Annotated in this window: 15 protein-coding genes; all 15 read left to right on the top strand. The window is 29.9% G+C overall.

The features are described 5' to 3' along the window. Positions 1-7 precede the first annotated feature (7 nt). The 15 genes from nusA (at position 8) to I2A75_RS06095 (ending at position 15,935) form a co-directional block, all read left to right on the top strand. Positions 8-1,090: a transcription termination factor NusA gene (gene nusA / locus I2A75_RS06165; RefSeq protein ID WP_195263605.1), complete on the top strand. Its 1,083-nt coding sequence runs from the start codon at positions 8-10 to the stop codon at positions 1,088-1,090. Positions 1,091-1,102: 12 nt separating this feature from the next. Beyond that, positions 1,103-1,369 (top strand): YlxR family protein, encoded by a 267-nt coding sequence (locus tag I2A75_RS06160; protein WP_195263604.1) that lies wholly within the window; start codon positions 1,103-1,105, stop codon positions 1,367-1,369. Then, a complete protein-coding gene (locus I2A75_RS06155; protein WP_195263603.1) occupies positions 1,362-1,676 on the top strand; it encodes a ribosomal L7Ae/L30e/S12e/Gadd45 family protein in 315 nt (104 codons plus the stop codon). The genes I2A75_RS06160 and I2A75_RS06155 overlap by 8 nt, the downstream gene beginning before the upstream one ends. A 15-nt stretch (positions 1,677-1,691) precedes the next feature. Further along, positions 1,692-3,737: a translation initiation factor IF-2 gene (infB, locus tag I2A75_RS06150; RefSeq protein WP_195263602.1), complete on the top strand. Its 2,046-nt coding sequence runs from the start codon at positions 1,692-1,694 to the stop codon at positions 3,735-3,737. Positions 3,738-3,755: 18 nt separating this feature from the next. Further along, positions 3,756-4,106: a 30S ribosome-binding factor RbfA gene (gene rbfA, locus I2A75_RS06145; protein ID WP_195263601.1), complete on the top strand. Its 351-nt coding sequence runs from the start codon at positions 3,756-3,758 to the stop codon at positions 4,104-4,106. After that, positions 4,106-5,083, top strand: coding sequence for a bifunctional oligoribonuclease/PAP phosphatase NrnA (locus I2A75_RS06140; RefSeq protein ID WP_195263600.1), 978 nt, complete (start codon positions 4,106-4,108; stop codon positions 5,081-5,083). The genes rbfA and I2A75_RS06140 overlap by 1 nt, the downstream gene beginning before the upstream one ends. Next, entirely contained in the window at positions 5,083-5,961 is an 879-nt protein-coding gene (gene truB / locus I2A75_RS06135; protein ID WP_195263599.1) for a tRNA pseudouridine(55) synthase TruB, read from the top strand. Before I2A75_RS06140 ends, truB begins: the two co-directional genes overlap by 1 nt. A gap of 11 nt (positions 5,962-5,972) precedes the next feature. After that, positions 5,973-6,896: a bifunctional riboflavin kinase/FAD synthetase gene (locus I2A75_RS06130; protein WP_195263598.1), complete on the top strand. Its 924-nt coding sequence runs from the start codon at positions 5,973-5,975 to the stop codon at positions 6,894-6,896. Positions 6,897-7,024: 128 nt separating this feature from the next. Then, positions 7,025-7,288, top strand: coding sequence for a 30S ribosomal protein S15 (rpsO, locus tag I2A75_RS06125; RefSeq protein WP_195263597.1), 264 nt, complete (start codon positions 7,025-7,027; stop codon positions 7,286-7,288). An 80-nt stretch (positions 7,289-7,368) separates the two neighbouring features. Then, positions 7,369-9,483 carry a polyribonucleotide nucleotidyltransferase gene (locus tag I2A75_RS06120; RefSeq protein ID WP_195263596.1) on the top strand — a complete coding sequence of 705 codons (2,115 nt, stop codon included), beginning with the start codon at positions 7,369-7,371 and terminating at the stop codon, positions 9,481-9,483. Positions 9,484-9,637: 154 nt separating this feature from the next. Next, positions 9,638-10,945, top strand: a complete 1,308-nt coding sequence (locus tag I2A75_RS06115; RefSeq protein ID WP_195263595.1) for a pitrilysin family protein — start codon at positions 9,638-9,640, stop codon at positions 10,943-10,945. Positions 10,946-11,022: 77 nt separating this feature from the next. Next, on the top strand, positions 11,023-11,349 hold the full coding sequence (locus I2A75_RS06110; protein ID WP_195263594.1) for a YlmC/YmxH family sporulation protein: 327 nt from the start codon (positions 11,023-11,025) through the stop codon (positions 11,347-11,349). Positions 11,350-11,367: 18 nt separating this feature from the next. After that, positions 11,368-12,570 carry an aspartate kinase gene (gene dapG / locus I2A75_RS06105; protein ID WP_195263593.1) on the top strand — a complete coding sequence of 401 codons (1,203 nt, stop codon included), beginning with the start codon at positions 11,368-11,370 and terminating at the stop codon, positions 12,568-12,570. A 46-nt stretch (positions 12,571-12,616) separates the two neighbouring features. Further along, a complete protein-coding gene (locus tag I2A75_RS06100; protein WP_195263592.1) occupies positions 12,617-13,351 on the top strand; it encodes an ATP-dependent Clp protease proteolytic subunit in 735 nt (244 codons plus the stop codon). A 178-nt stretch (positions 13,352-13,529) separates the two neighbouring features. Then, positions 13,530-15,935 carry a DNA translocase FtsK gene (locus I2A75_RS06095; RefSeq protein WP_195263591.1) on the top strand — a complete coding sequence of 802 codons (2,406 nt, stop codon included), beginning with the start codon at positions 13,530-13,532 and terminating at the stop codon, positions 15,933-15,935. Positions 15,936-15,989 lie beyond the last annotated feature (54 nt).

Below are 15,989 nucleotides of genomic sequence, written 5' to 3'. Positions count from 1 at the left end.
TATTAAAATGAACCAAGAGTTTATAGGTGCTCTTAGAGAAATTGTTAAAGATAAGGGGATTAGCGAAGATTTACTTTTTACAACTATTGAGGATGCGTTAGTTGCAGCATACAAAAAGAACTACGCTAGCCCAACAACTTCAGCACAAAATGTTAAAGTAAGTATAAATAGAGAAACAGGAGAAATTCATGTATACGCTCAAAAAGTAGTAGTTGAAGATGTGTATGATGATGTAACTGAAATAAGTTTAGAAGAAGCTAAGGAAGTTAGCCCAAGATATGATCTTGATGATATAGTTGATTTAGAAGTTACTCCAAAGAATTTTGGTAGAGTAGCAGCTCAGCTTGCTAAGGGTGTGGTAACTCAAAGAATAAGAGAAGCTGAAAGAAACATAGTATATTCAGAGTACAAAGAATTAGAATATGACATAATTACTGGTACTGTCTTAAGAAAAGATAAAGGTAATGTCTTTGTAAATCTTGGAAGAATAGAAACATCTATTGGACCAAATGAACAAATTCCAGGAGAAGAATATAAATTTAATGAAAAAGTAAAACTATATGTTGTAGAAGTTAAAAATGGATCAAAAGGGGCTCAAATTTTAGTTTCAAGAACCCATCCAGGTTTAGTAAAAAGACTATTTGAGTTAGAAGTGCCTGAAATATATGAAGGTGTTGTTGAAATAAAGAGTATTTCAAGAGAAGCTGGTTCAAGAAGTAAAATTGCTGTTTACTCAAATGATGAAAATGTAGATCCAATGGGGGCTTGTGTTGGACCGAAAGGAACAAGAGTACAAAATATAGTTAACGAGCTTAAAGGTGAAAAGATTGATATAATAAAATGGAGCAAAAATCCTGAAGAGTTTATAGCAGCATCATTAAGTCCTGCTAAAGTTTTAGAAGTAGTTGCTTGTGAAGAAACAAAATCTGCTAAAGTAGTTGTAGACGATAATCAATTATCACTTGCAATAGGAAAAGAAGGGCAAAATGTTAGACTTGCAGCTAAGTTAACAAATTGGAAAATAGATATAAAAAGCAAATCTCAAGCAGATGCATTAAAAGAAGAAACAGTTGAAGAAACTATAGAATAAGGGAGGATTTTTATGAAAGTAAAGAAAATTCCTTTGAGAATGTGCACAGGATGTATGGAGATGAAACCTAAAAAGGAACTTATAAGGGTAGTAAAAACTCCAGAAGGTGATGTTTCAGTTGATTTAACTGGGAAAAAATCAGGCAGAGGCGCATATATTTGCAAAGATAAAGAGTGTTTAGAAAAAGCTTTTAAAACAAAAAGGCTTTCAAGAAATTTAGATATAGCTATAGATGAAGTTATATACAATAGATTAAGGGAAGAGATTGAAAATGAATAAATTTTTTAATTTTCTAGGCCTAGCTAAAAGATCAGGAAATTTAGTTGAAGGGTATAGTAAATGTGACGAGCAAAGAAATAGGAAATCTATTTTTTTATTCATCATGTCTAATGATGCTTCAAATAGTACAAAAAAGAAATTTAAAAATCATTGCGTATCAAAAGATATAAAATTTATAGAAGACTTTTCAAAAGAAGAGTTAGGTGCTGCAATTGGAAGAGAAGAAGTGAAAATATTAGCTATAACAGATGAAAATATGGCTAAAAAACTTTATACCCTTTACGAAGAGGAAAAAGTTAAAATTTAACCGGGGGTGATTTTATTGTCAAAAATCAGAGTATATGAATTGGCAAAAGAACTGCAAATAAGTTCAAAGGAACTTATAGAATTATTAATGAATGAGTTTAGCGTTGATGTAAAAAATCATATGAGCGTTATAGAAGATGAAGATGCAGAGTTAATCAAAGAGTTAATTGGAGATACTGGAGCATCAGGAGATAAAACTATAGTTGATGAATATGAAGAAATATTAGCTGAAGAAGTTAATAATCAAGCTAAAAAAAGAAAAAGAAAGAAAGTAGAAGAAGACGCTAACATAATTGGTGAAGGCGGATCAGGTGTTGTTGAAATTGGAGAGACAATAACTGTAAAAGAACTTTCAGAAAAACTTGGAAAACCAAGTGCAGATGTTATAAAGACTCTTATTTTTACAGGCGTTATGGCTGCTATAAATCAAGAAATAGATTTTGCAACTGCTGAAAAAGTATGTGAAAAATATGAGTGTTTAGTTGTTAAAAAAGAAGAAAAAGAAGAGCTAGAAGTGGTTGAAGAAGAAGAAGTGGTAGAAGAAAACCTAGTTAAGAGACCTCCTATAGTTACAGTTATGGGTCACGTTGACCATGGTAAGACTTCATTATTAGATGCTATAAGAAAAGCTAATGTTACTGCTCATGAAGCTGGTGGTATAACTCAACATATTGGAGCTTACACTGTAAATTTAAATGGCGAAAAATTAACATTTTTAGATACACCAGGACACGAAGCTTTTACAGCAATGAGAGCAAGAGGAGCTCAAGTTACAGACGTAGTTATATTAGTTGTTGCAGCAGATGATGGTATAATGCCACAAACAAAAGAAGCTATTAGCCACTGTAAAGCAGCGGAAGTTCCTATGATAGTAGCTATAAATAAAATAGATAGACCAGGAGCTAATATAGACAGAGTTAAACAAGAATTAACTGAATATGAATTAGTAGCCGAAGACTGGGGTGGAGATACTATATGTGTTCCTGTATCAGCAAAGACAGGTGAAAATTTAGAACAATTATTAGAAATGGTTCTATTAACAGCAGAAATGGCAGAACTTAAAGCAGATCCAAAGAGAAAAGCTAAGGGTACTGTTATAGAAGCTAAACTTGATAAAGGTAGAGGTGCAGTAGCAACACTACTTATTCAAAATGGTACATTACATGTAGGAGATTCAATATTAGTTGGTTCTACATATGGTAGAATAAGAGCTATGTTTGATGATAAAGGAAAGAGTATAAAAGCAGCTGGTCCTTCAATTCCAGTGGAAATTTTAGGCCTTTCAGAAGTTCCAGCAGCAGGAGATAGATTTACTGTTGTTAAAGATGAAAAAACAGCAAGAAATATGGCTGAAACAAGAAAACAAAAAATTAAAGATGAAAGCTTCCATTCAGCTAATAGAGTTTCTCTTGAAGATTTATATAGCCAAATTCAAGAAGGAACAGTTAAAGAACTTGGTATTATAGTTAAGGCTGATGTTCAAGGGTCAGTTCAAGCTATAAAACAATCATTAGAAAAGCTTTCAACTGAAGATGTTAAAGTAAGAGTAATTCATGGTGGTGTTGGTGCTATAACTGAAACAGATGTTACTCTTGCAACGGCTTCAAATGCATTACTTATAGGATTTAATGTAAGACCAGATTCAAATGCTACAGTAGTTGCAGATAAAGAAGGGGTCGAAATTAAAACATATAGAATAATTTACGATGCAATAGAAGATGTTAAATCAGCTATGATTGGAATGCTTGATCCAGAGTATAAAGAAGTTGTAAATGGAAAAGCAGAAGTAAGAATGGTTTATAAGATTTCAAATGTAGGAACAATTGCTGGATGTTACGTTACAGATGGTAAAATAATAAGAAACTCTGAAGTTAGAGTTATAAGAGATGGAATAGTAATATTTGAATCAACTTTAGCTTCACTTAAGAGATTTAAAGATGATGCGAAGGAAGTAAACACTGGTTATGAATGTGGTTTAAGTGTTGAAAAGTTTAATGATCTTAAAGAAGGTGACGTAATAGAGTCATTTAGTATGCAAGCAATTGAAAGAAAGCAGCTTTAATTAAAGAGGTGATTTTAAATGGCTAATTACAGAGGTGGCAGAATAAACGAAGAAGTTAGAAGAGAAATAAGTGTTATCATAAGAGATGAAATTAAAGATCCTAGAATGACTGCTATGGTTTCAATTACAGCAGTTAAAGTAACTAAGGATTTAAGATATGCAAAGGTATTTGTAAGTATTTTTGGTAAAAATGAAGAAGAAAAAAATGAAACCTTTGCAGCATTAAAAAGTGCAAGCGGATATATAAGAAAAGAAATAAGTCAAAGAATGAATTTGAGAAATACACCTCAAATATTATTTGAGCTTGATGATTCTATAAGCTACAGTATGAAAATAGAAGAGCTTATAGAAAAAGTTAAGGAAAAGTAATGAACACATTACAAGATATATCTAAAGCAATTTTAGATAGTAAAAAAATAGGCATTACCTACCATGTATCACCTGATGGTGATGCAGTAGGTAGTGCACTTGCACTATTAAATGGATTAATAACCTTAAAAAAAGATGCTTATTTAATTTCAAAAGATATAATATCAGAAAATCTTCAATTTCTTAAAGGTGCAAATGAAGCTACAGGAAATTTAATAACTCCAGTTGATGATACTTCAATAGTTGTAGTATTAGATTGTGGAAATTATGAAAGAATATCTGCAGACTTAGATAATTTTAAAGGAAGTATATTAAATTTAGATCATCATATTACAAATGATAAATATGGAGATTTAAATTATGTAGATGTAGAAGCTGCGGCTACAGCAGAGATAGTTTTTGAATTGTTAGAATCATTAGGAATTAATTTTAATAATCAAAGTGATGATATAAGAGAGATAGGTACTTGTCTTTATACATCATTAGTTACAGATACAGGTGCATTTAGACATTCAAATGTAACTTTTAGAACTCATAATATTGCAGCAAAATTAAGAAAAATTGGTGTAAATAATACCTACATACATCAAAATCTTTTTGATAACAAGAGTTTTGAAAAGATTAGATTGATGGGTAAAGCATTGAATGACATGGAACTTTTATTTGATCGTAAAGTAGCATTAATTAAAATTCCTATGGCTTATGGGGATGAGCTTGGGATAGAAATAGGGGATACATCAGATATAATATCTTTCGGTTTACAAATAAAAGGTGTAGAAGTTGCAGTTCTAATAAAGGAAATAGAAAATGGTTCTAAGGCAAGTTTAAGATCAAAAGATAAATTTGATGTTAGAAATATAGCTGAAAAGCTAGGTGGCGGTGGCCATGTGAAAGCTGCGGGGATAACTTTAAAGGGGATAAAATTAGACGAGGCTAAGAACAAAATTCTAGAGGAAATAGAGAAAGAGTTGTTATAATGAACGGCGTAATTAATATTTTTAAGAATACTGGTATGACTTCTTTTGATGTTGTAAGAATAATAAAAAAAGCAGCAGGCACTGGAAAGGTTGGACATACTGGAACACTAGATCCAGAAGCAAGTGGTGTTTTGCCTATATGTATAGGCAAAGGAACAAAAATTATTGATTATATAATGAATAGTGAAAAAATCTATGAAGTAGAGTTTAAGATTGGTATAAAAACTACTACATATGATTTAGAGGGAGATATAATAGAGGAAAAAGATCCATCTAATATAAGCGATGAAAATATAGTGAAAGCTATTTATTCTTATGAAAAAGAATATTCTCAAGTTCCACCTATGTATTCTGCTTTAAAGCAAAATGGTGTAAGGCTCTATGAATTGGCAAGAAAAGGCATAGAAGTAGAAAGAGAAGGTAGACTTGTAAATATATATAAGATAGAAGATGTAAAGATAAACAATCCATATATTAGTATGAAAGTTACATGTTCAAAAGGGACATATATAAGAAGTCTTTGTTATGATATAGGGGAAACTTTAAATGTTGGAGCTACTATGACAAAGCTAAAAAGAAGTAAAACATCTAAATTTACTGAGGATGAATCTATTAATATAGAAGATATAAATTCTGAAAATATAAAAGATTACATTATAAGTATAGAGGATGCTTTAGATTCCTATGAAAAATTAATAGTTTTAACTAAATATTCAAAACTTTTAATTAATGGAGTTAAAGTTTTTGATAAGAGATTTACCAAAGAAAATATTGAAATAGGAAAACTATATAGAGTTTATGATGAAAGTGGAATGTTTATAGGACTTGGTAAAAGCGATCATCAAGGCTTTAAAATAGAAAAATTATTAATTAATTAGGGGAGCAGGATATGATAGTAATAGATGATATTATTATGGAAAATAAGGATAGTGACAACTATGTAGCATTAGGAAGTTTTGATGGACTTCATTATGGTCATTTATCCCTTGTAAAAAAGACTGTCCAAGTTGCTAATGAAAAAAAAGGCAAAAGTATGGTGTTTACATATAAAAATCATCCTAAAACATTAGTAAAGCCAGAAAGTACACCTAAATTAATTATGGATTTAGAAACGAAGCTTAAGTATTTAGAACAAGAAGATGTAGATATAGTAATACTAAGAAGCTTTACTAAAGAATTTATGTCAATGTCTGCAGAGGATTTTATAAAATTACTTTGTGTAGACTATAATGTAAAAGGAATTATAGTTGGATTTAACTTTAAATTTGGATATAAAAATTTAGGGGATGTAAAATTATTAGAAGATCTTCAAAGTAAATATGGATATGAATTATATATTATGGAACCATACACTTATAAAGGTGATGTAATAAGTAGTACTAGAATAAGAAAAAGTATTTTAGAAGGAGATGTAAAAGAAGCTTCTAAAATGTTATCTAAGCCATATTTAATTAAAGGAAGAGTTATTCATGGTAAAAAACTAGGAAGAACAATAGGATTTCCAACTGCAAATTTAGAGTTCGATAATAAAATAATAATTCCGGATAAGGGAGTTTATTATACTAATGTAGAGTATAATAATAAAATTTATAAAGGAATTACATCTGTTGGGAATAATCCTACAGTAAATGGGCAACAATTAACTATAGAAACATATATATTAAATTTTGATGATACTATCTATGGACAAGAAATTAAAGTTTATTTTATTGAAAGAATAAGGGGTGAAATAAAGTTTAATTCCTTAGAGGAACTTGTTGAACAAATTAAAAAGGATGAAAAATTTGCGGAAGATAGAGATATAGTAATATAATTATGTAAATTTATAATTTACAATATCTATATCATTTGTTATAATAGCAAAGAAGAACCTAATTCTAAGATATGAGGGTGCTAGCTCATTTCCTGGATATAGGGGATAAATTTACGGAGGTGCGAACAATGGACGCAATAAGAAAGCAAGAAATAATCAAAGAACACGGAAGACATGAAGGAGATACTGGTTCACCAGAAGTGCAAATCGCTTTATTAACAGAAAGAATTAATTCTTTAACTGATCATTTAAAGATGCACAAGAAAGATCACCACTCAAGAAGAGGTCTTTTAATGATGGTTGGACAAAGAAGAGGTCTTTTAAATTACTTAGCTGATCAAGATATCGAAAGATACAGAGCTATAATTAAAAAATTAGGCTTAAGAAGATAGTCTTTAGAGCGGTTTTTAAGCCGCTCTATTATTTTAACAATTTTAAATGATAAGATATAAGCCTGAAGGGAGGTTACAAAATGAACAATGTAATGAAAACAACTATAGCTGGTAGAGAACTTAAGTTGGAATTTGGAAAGATTGGGATGTTATCAAATTTAGCATCATTTATTAGCTATGGAGACACAGTAATTTTAACTAATGTTAATGCTTCAGAAAAACCAAGAGAGGGAATAGATTTCTTTCCTCTAAGTGTTGAATATGAAGAAAGATTATACTCAGTAGGAAAAATACCAGGTGGTTTTATTAAAAGAGAAGGTAGACCTTCAGAAAATGCTATATTATTTGGAAGAGCAGTTGACAGACCATTAAGACCTTTATTTCCAAAGGGATATAGAAATGATGTTCAAGTTGTATGTACAGTAGTATCAGTTGAGAAGGATAACCTACCAGAAATTCTAGCAATTAATGCAGCATCATTGTCATTATGCTTATCAAGCATTCCTTTTACAACTCCTGTTGCAGCTGTGCAAGTAGGTCTAATCAATGGAAATTTCATTTTAAATCCAACATCTAAAGAAAGAGAAGAAAGTGAACTCCAATTAACTGTTTGTGCAACTAGTGAAAGAGTTATGATGATTGAAGCTGGTGGTCAAGAAATTCCAGAGGATGTTATGCTTGCTGCCATTAAATTTGGATTTGATAGTTGCCAAGATATCATTAAATTCCAAGAAGAAGCAATGCAAAGATTTGGAAAAGAAAAAATGGTTCCTGAATTATATAAGCCAAGTAAAGAGTTAGAAAATGAAATAAAAGAATTTGCTGGCGAAATAATTAAAGAAGCTATGTGGATAACTGATAAAGATGAAAGAAATGCTGCAATGGACGAAGTAAATGAAAAGGTTTATGCAGAATTTGAAGAAAAGTATCCAGAAAACGTAGGAGATATAAAGGAAATAATCTATAACTTACAAAAAGAAGTTGTAAGAGATATGCTTTTAAATCACCATAGAAGACCAGATGAAAGAGCATTTGATCAAGTTAGACCAATATCATGTGAAGTAGGAATTTTACCAAGAACTCATGGTACAGGATTATTTACAAGAGGATTAACTCAAGTAATGACTGTTGCTACATTAGGAGCAGTAGGAGATATTCAAATAATTGATGGTATAGGTGAAGAAGAATCAAAAAGATACATGCACCACTATAACTTCCCAGGATATTCAGTAGGTGAAGTAAAGCCTTTAAGAGGACCAGGAAGAAGAGAAATAGGTCATGGAGCTTTAGCAGAAAGAGCATTAGAACCATTAATACCTTCAGAAGAAGAATTCCCATATACTATTAGATTAGTATCAGAAGTATTAAGCTCTAATGGTTCAACATCACAAGCTTCAGTTTGTGGTAGTACTTTAGCATTATTAGATGCAGGAGTTCCTCTTAAGAGACCAGCAGCAGGTATAGCAATGGGACTTATAACTTCAGAAGATCTTACAAGAGAAGAAGTTTTAACTGATATTCAAGGAATAGAAGACTTCTTTGCTGATATGGACTTCAAAGTTGCAGGAACTGTAGAAGGAATTACGTCAATACAAGTTGATACTAAGATAAAGGGATTAAGTTTTAAAGTTATAGAAGATGCTATAATGGGAGCTAGAAAGGCTAGACTTCATATCTTAGATAAAATAAGTGAATGTATTCCAGGACCAAGAGGAGAAGTTTCAACATATGCTCCTAAAACTTCAATAATAAGTATAGATCCAGAAAAGATAAGAGATGTTATAGGTGCTGGTGGAAAAGTTATAAATAAGATTATCGAAGAAACTGGAGTTAAAATTGATATTAAAGAAGATGGTACAGTTTTTGTATCTTCAGCAGATCATGATGGCGTAAATAAAGCAATAGCTATTATAGAAGGTTTAACAAAAGAAGTTAAAGTCGGAGAAGTTTACTTAGGAAAAGTAACTAAGATAGCTACTTTTGGTGCTTTTGTTGAAATTCTTCCTAATAAAGAAGGATTATGTCATATATCAAAATTAGACAAAGCAAGAGTAAATAAAGTTGAAGATGTGGTATCTGTAGGTGATGAAATATTAGTCAAGGTAACCGAAATAGATAATCAAGGAAGAATTAATCTTTCAAGAAAAGATGCTTTAACTGATGACTCAGAAGAAAAGACTGAGAAAAGCGAATAGAAAAAGTTAGTAAAGGGCAATTTATTGCCTTTTTTTCTTTATATGATAAAATTTAAATTAAACATTAATAATTAATAATTAAGTATTACATAACTATAAAATAATATAGAATAATAGTAATATAGAATAAATTTAGAAATAAAGAGGAGGAACTATGTACAATATATATACATTAAAAAATGGTTTAAGAGTTGTAACAGAATATATAGATCACGTAAATTCAATAAGTGTTGGTGTTATGGTTCAAAATGGTTCAAGAAATGAGGATTTAGAGTTAAACGGTATATCACATTTTATAGAGCATATGTTTTTTAAAGGAACAGAAAAAAGAACTTCAAAGGAAATTGTTCAACAAATAGAAAATGTAGGGGGTCAAATAAATGCTTATACAAGCAAAGAAGCAACTTGTTATTATATAAAAGCTTTAAATACACATTTAGATTTATCAATAGAAATTTTAGCTGATATGATATTAAATTCTAAGTTTGATGATGAAGAAATAGAAAAAGAAAAAGGTGTAGTTATTGAGGAAATAAATATGAGTGAAGACACTCCAGAAGATGTTTTAGATAATGATTCATCAAAGGCTATTTTTGGAGATAATTCATTATCTTATCCTATACTTGGTACTATAGAAAATATAAAGTCATTTAATAGTAAAAAGATAAAGAAATTTGTTAAATCACATTATGCGCCTCATAATTCAGTAATTTCTGTATGTGGAAAATTTGATGAAAAAGAATTATTGAAAATGATAGAAGATAATTTCGGGTCTTGGGAAGGGGAAGGAGATTATAAGCCAGAATATAAAACCCCAATTTTACTTTCACAAAGTAAATATACAAATAAACCAATAGAACAACTTCATATAAATTTAGCATTTAAAGGATTGCCATATGCGCATGAAAAATCTTATTCTCTAGTACTTCTAAACAATGTGTTTGGAGGAGGAGCATCATCTATATTATTTCAAAATGTAAGAGAAGAGTTAGGACTTTGCTATACTATTTATTCATATGCTCAGCCATATTTAGGGACTGGAATAAATAATATATATACAGGAGTAAGTAAACAATCTGCAGATAAGGCACTAGATGTTATTAATAAGGAACTTAAAAAATTTGCTAAAAACGGAATTTCTAATGATGTATTAGAAATTAACAAGGAAAAAATAAAGGCAAGTTATATATTAGGTTTAGAAAGTACATCATCAAGAATGTTTTCAAATGGAAAGAGTATGCTACTACAAAATAAGATTAAAACACAAGAGGAAGTAATAAAAAGAATTAACAATATAAATGCTGATGACATAAATTATGTATTAGATACTTGCTTTAAACCAGGCATAATAAGTTCAGCGTATGTAGGTCAAGATATAGAATGGGAGAAATTAAATAATATAATAGAACCTAATATAAAAGCATATGATAATTCAAATAAAAATGGAATAAGAAGAATATAATTTTAATCATAATATTAGGTACTAAATTATCTCTGATTAGCATAGGATTTACATAAGATAGTGTGGAGGTGAATCTTATGTTAAGAGGAGATAGAAAAAAAGGTGAGTATTATGAAGATGAGTCCAAAAGAGAATCTAAGTATAGACTTCTTAGTGATTTAGAAAGATATGAAATATTTAATACAGAAGAAGCAGAAAAATATGATACTCAGCAAGCTTTAGATTTTATAATTGATGAAAATGGAAATTTGCAATTTATAGTTGCTGCTGTTGCCGGAAGTAAATTAGGCCTATTCAGTAGTAGGGAATATGTAGAAATCCCTTGGAGCTATGTTACTAAAATTGGAGCAAATGTTATAGTTGTTTCAGCTGATAAGGAGAAAATAAAAAGGGCAAGAGCATAAATTTAGGGAGGTTATTACTTGAAAATAATTATACAAAAATTTGGAGGTACATCTGTATCTACTGAAGAGAGAAGAAATCAAGTAGTAGCTAAGGTTAAAAATGCAATAGATGAAGGATTTTCCCCTGTAGTAGTTGTATCTGCAATGGGAAGAAAAGGAGAACCTTATGCTACAGATACTTTATTATCTTTATTAGATAATAATTTCAAGAGGAATAACCTACAGGCAACTGATATGCTTATGTGCTGTGGAGAAATTATAAGCAGTGTAGTAATGAGCAATGTTTTAATAAATGAAGGTATCCAAGCAGTTCCACTTACTGGTGGTCAAGCAGGTATTATAACAAATGATAATTTTTCTGAAGCAGATTTACTTTATACAAAAACAGAAAATATTAAAAGTATTATAGAAAGCGGAAAAGTTCCAGTTGTTACTGGATTCCAGGGAATAACTGAAAAAGGATATTTAACAACCCTTGGAAGAGGGGGAAGTGATACATCAGCATGTATTATAGGTGAAGCTTTAAATGCAGAAGAAATAGAAATATATACAGATGTAGATGGTATAATGACTGCTGACCCAAGAATCGTTGATGATGCTTCGTTAATAGATACAATAACTTATAATGAGGTTTTTCAACTTGCAGATCAAGGAGCAAAGGTTATACATCCACGAGCTGTTGAGTGTGCAAGAAAAGCTAATATTCCAATTGTTATTAAGAATACTATGAGTAACTGTAAAGGTACTTTAGTTAATAGCTATGGAACAAGTAATCATGAAAGAACTATTTCAGGGATAACACATTTAAATAATAGAGCTCAAGTAACAGTAAGATTAAATGAAAATAAAGATAAAGTAAATTATAGATATTTATTAGAAATTTTAGCGAAAAATAATATCAGTCTAGATTTAATAAATATATTTCCAACTGAACAAATTTTCACTATAGATTCATGTAAAAAGGAAAAACTAGAAAGAGTTCTTAAGGAAGCAGATATAAAATATAACTTAATAGAAAATTGTAGCACTATAGCTATAGTTGGGATAGGAATGACTGGAGTACCTGGTATAATGGCGAAAATAATAAATACATTATCAAAAGGTTCAATAGAAATTCTTCAAACAGCTGATTCTAATATGACAATATGGTGCTTAATTAAATCTGAGTATGTTAAGAGAGCTCTCAATTTACTTCATAAAGCATTTAATTTAGGTGAATAAAATAAATCCTCTTGTACAAAATAATATTGTATAGGAGGATTTTATTATGAATAATTTTTTTAACTCATCAAAAGATGAAAATAAGGATATAGAGAATGAAGAAGAAAAGCTAAAAGAAGCTAAGGAAAAAAGAGAAGAAATAAAAGAATTTGGGACTGATAATGGTGTTGCACAAGACGAAAGTATTCAAATACTACCTATAATAGGGCAAATAGAAGGACATCAAGTTTTACCAGCACAATCAAAGTCAACAAAGTATGAACATGTGATTCCTCAACTTATATCTATGGAACGAAACGATAATGTAAAAGGAGTATTAATAATACTAAATACAGTTGGTGGAGATGTAGAAGCTGGGTTAGCAATTGCGGAAATGATAAATTCCCTATCAAAGCCTACAGTTTCAATAGTTATAGGTGGTGGACATTCAATTGGGGTACCACTTGCAACTTCATCAAGTTATTCTTTTATAACACCATCAGCTACAATGATAGTTCATCCTATAAGAATGAATGGATTTGTTATAGGTGTAGCTCAAACATTTAATTACTTTCAAAAGATGCAAGAGCGCATAGATAATTTTATTGTAAGAACATCTAAAATAAATAAAGATGAATTAAAACAAATGATGCTAAAATCAGATGAGCTATTAAATGATATGGGAACTATTTTAATTGGAAAGCAAGCAGTAGAATGTGGCTTAATAGATGAAGAGGGTGGAATTAAAGACGCTTTAAGTAAATTGAAGGAGCTAATTGAAGAAAAAGAAAATCAAAAATAAGTTAAGGAATAATTATATAAATTTATGAAAAAGGAAATTTACTTTAGAATATATTATATTAATTTAAGCAGTTTAAATAATAGACAGTTATTTAAATTGCTTTTTTTTCATTAAAGTTTATAATAATATTATGTAAATAATTAACTTACAATAAGTGGGAAAATTGCGAGGTGATTGTGTGTCTAGAGTCAAAGCAAAAAATACTAATAGCAAAAAGGACACAAATAAAAAAAAGGATGTAAAAGAAAATGGAGATATTAAAGGAATAGTTTATATAGCAATAGGTATTTTATTAGCTATAGCAATTTACACAACTTGGGCAGGAGCATTATCTATTTTATCAAGGCAAGTAATATATAAACTAATAGGAGTAAGTGCTTTTGTACTTCCATTATATTTAATTTATTTTGGGTATCATAGTATAGTTTCGAAGGGAAGCATTAAAGTAACAAGAAGGTTTTTTGGTATTACTCTAATTATAGCATCAATAACATTAGGTTGTGCAACTGGTAGTATTCATGTATTGCAATCAAAAGAAGGATTTTATGAAACTTGGCAAGAAGTAGTTAGGGTTTCTGGAGTACATGGAGGACTTGTAGGACATTTAATTTCTTATCCATTAGGGAAACTTATAGGTTATATAGGGTCATATATATTATATGTTGCATTTTGGGCAATAGGAACAATATTAATATTTGATATAACTTTATATGATATAATCATGTTCTTTAAAGAGGAAAGTCAAAAGATAAAACCAAAAAGAAAGGAAATAAAGACTAAAGTTAATGTAGAAAAAGAAATGGAAAAAGAAAAAACTCCATTAATAGATGCTGTTCCTAAGGTGAAAGAAAGAGAAAGAGAAGAGTTTATAAATGGAATAAATAATAAAATAAAAATTCTTGATTTTATGAAGAATTCTTCTTTAGATGAAGGAGCACTTGAAAGTTCAGTTGAAGAGTTAAAAGAAAATAAAAAAAATAATCCTTTTAATATAGAAGTCTTTGATGAAGAAAAGCAAGATGATACAGTAAATAAAGCAGTTAAAGAAGAAAAGATTAAGAAAAAAGAAAAATTAGATAACACAGTTAAGGATGTGGTAAGTAAAGAAATAGAAGAAAGTTTAACAGATGAAAAGAAGGAAGAAAAAATTTATAATCATCCATCTGTAGAGCTTTTAAATATAAATAGTAAGATGAAGCTTAAAAGTGAGGATAAGAAAGAGTTGATAGAAAATGCAGGTAAGCTAGAGGGGATTCTTAATGATTTTGGAGTAGATGCAAAGGTAGTTCAAGTAACTAAAGGACCTTCAGTAACTAGATTTGAAATTCAACCAAGTCCTGGGGTAAAAGTTTCAAAAATAGTAAATCTACAAGATGACATAGCTTTAGGACTTGCAGCTAGTGGTGTAAGAATGGAAGCTCCTATACCAGGAAAAGCAGCAATAGGCATAGAGGTTCCAAATAATAAGCAAACAGCAGTATTTCTAAGAGAAGTTTTAGACTCTAATGAATTTAGGACATCAGATAAAAAATTGGCTTTTGCATTAGGAAAAGATATAGCAGGAAAATGCGTAGTAGGAGATTTATCTACAATGCCTCATATGTTAATTGCAGGGGCAACTGGATCTGGTAAATCAGTATGTATTAATACGCTTATAGTCAGTTTGTTATATAAATATAGTCCAAATGAAGTTAAATTATTAATGGTTGATCCAAAAGTAGTAGAACTTAGTGTATATAATGGAATACCACATCTTTTAATCCCAGTAGTTACAGATCCTAAAAAGGCAGCAGCTGCATTAAACTGGGCAGTTAATGAAATGAATAAGAGATATAAATTATTTGCAGATTCATCAGTAAGAAATATAGAAAGCTATAATGCTCTTTATGAAAAGGGAATAATTGAAGAAAAGCTACCATATATAGTTATGATAGTAGATGAGCTTGCTGATTTAATGATGGCTTGCCCTAATGATGTAGAAGATTATATATGTAGATTAGCACAAATGGCTAGAGCAGCAGGAATGCATTTAATAATTGCAACTCAAAGACCTTCTGTAGATGTAATTACAGGTGTAATTAAAGCTAATATACCATCTAGAATTTCATTTGCTGTTTCTTCTGGTATAGATTCTAGAACTATATTAGATTCAACAGGTGCTGAAAAATTACTTGGAAGAGGAGATATGTTATATTGTCCAATAGGGGAAAATAAACCTATTAGAGTTCAAGGAGCATTTATATCCGAAGAAGAAGTAGAAAAGGTTGTTAGCTTTATAAAAGATGAAGAATCAAATGTAGATTATGAAGAATCTATAATTGAACATATAGAAAATGGAGCAAAAGATACAGGTAATTTTGGAGATAATGAGAGTGGTGATGAACTTTTAGATGAAGCAATAAAAGTTGTTATAGAATACAATCAAGCATCTACATCATTCCTTCAAAGAAAGCTTAGAATAGGGTTTAATAGAGCTTCAAGAATAATGGATGAACTTGAAGAGCGTGGTATTATCTCAGAGAAAGATGGAAGCAGGCCAAGACAAGTTTTAGTTTCAAAAGAAGAATTAAATATGGAAGATTAAAAAAACTTGTAAATATTATTTTTCTACATTAAAATAATATTTAGGCCAAATGAG

Source organism: Clostridium sp. 1001275B_160808_H3 (assembly GCF_015550425.1).
Lineage (GTDB): Bacteria > Bacillota > Clostridia > Clostridiales > Clostridiaceae > Clostridium.
The sequence above is the reverse complement of the archived record's forward strand: the minus strand, read 5'-3'. Positions and strand labels throughout refer to the sequence as shown.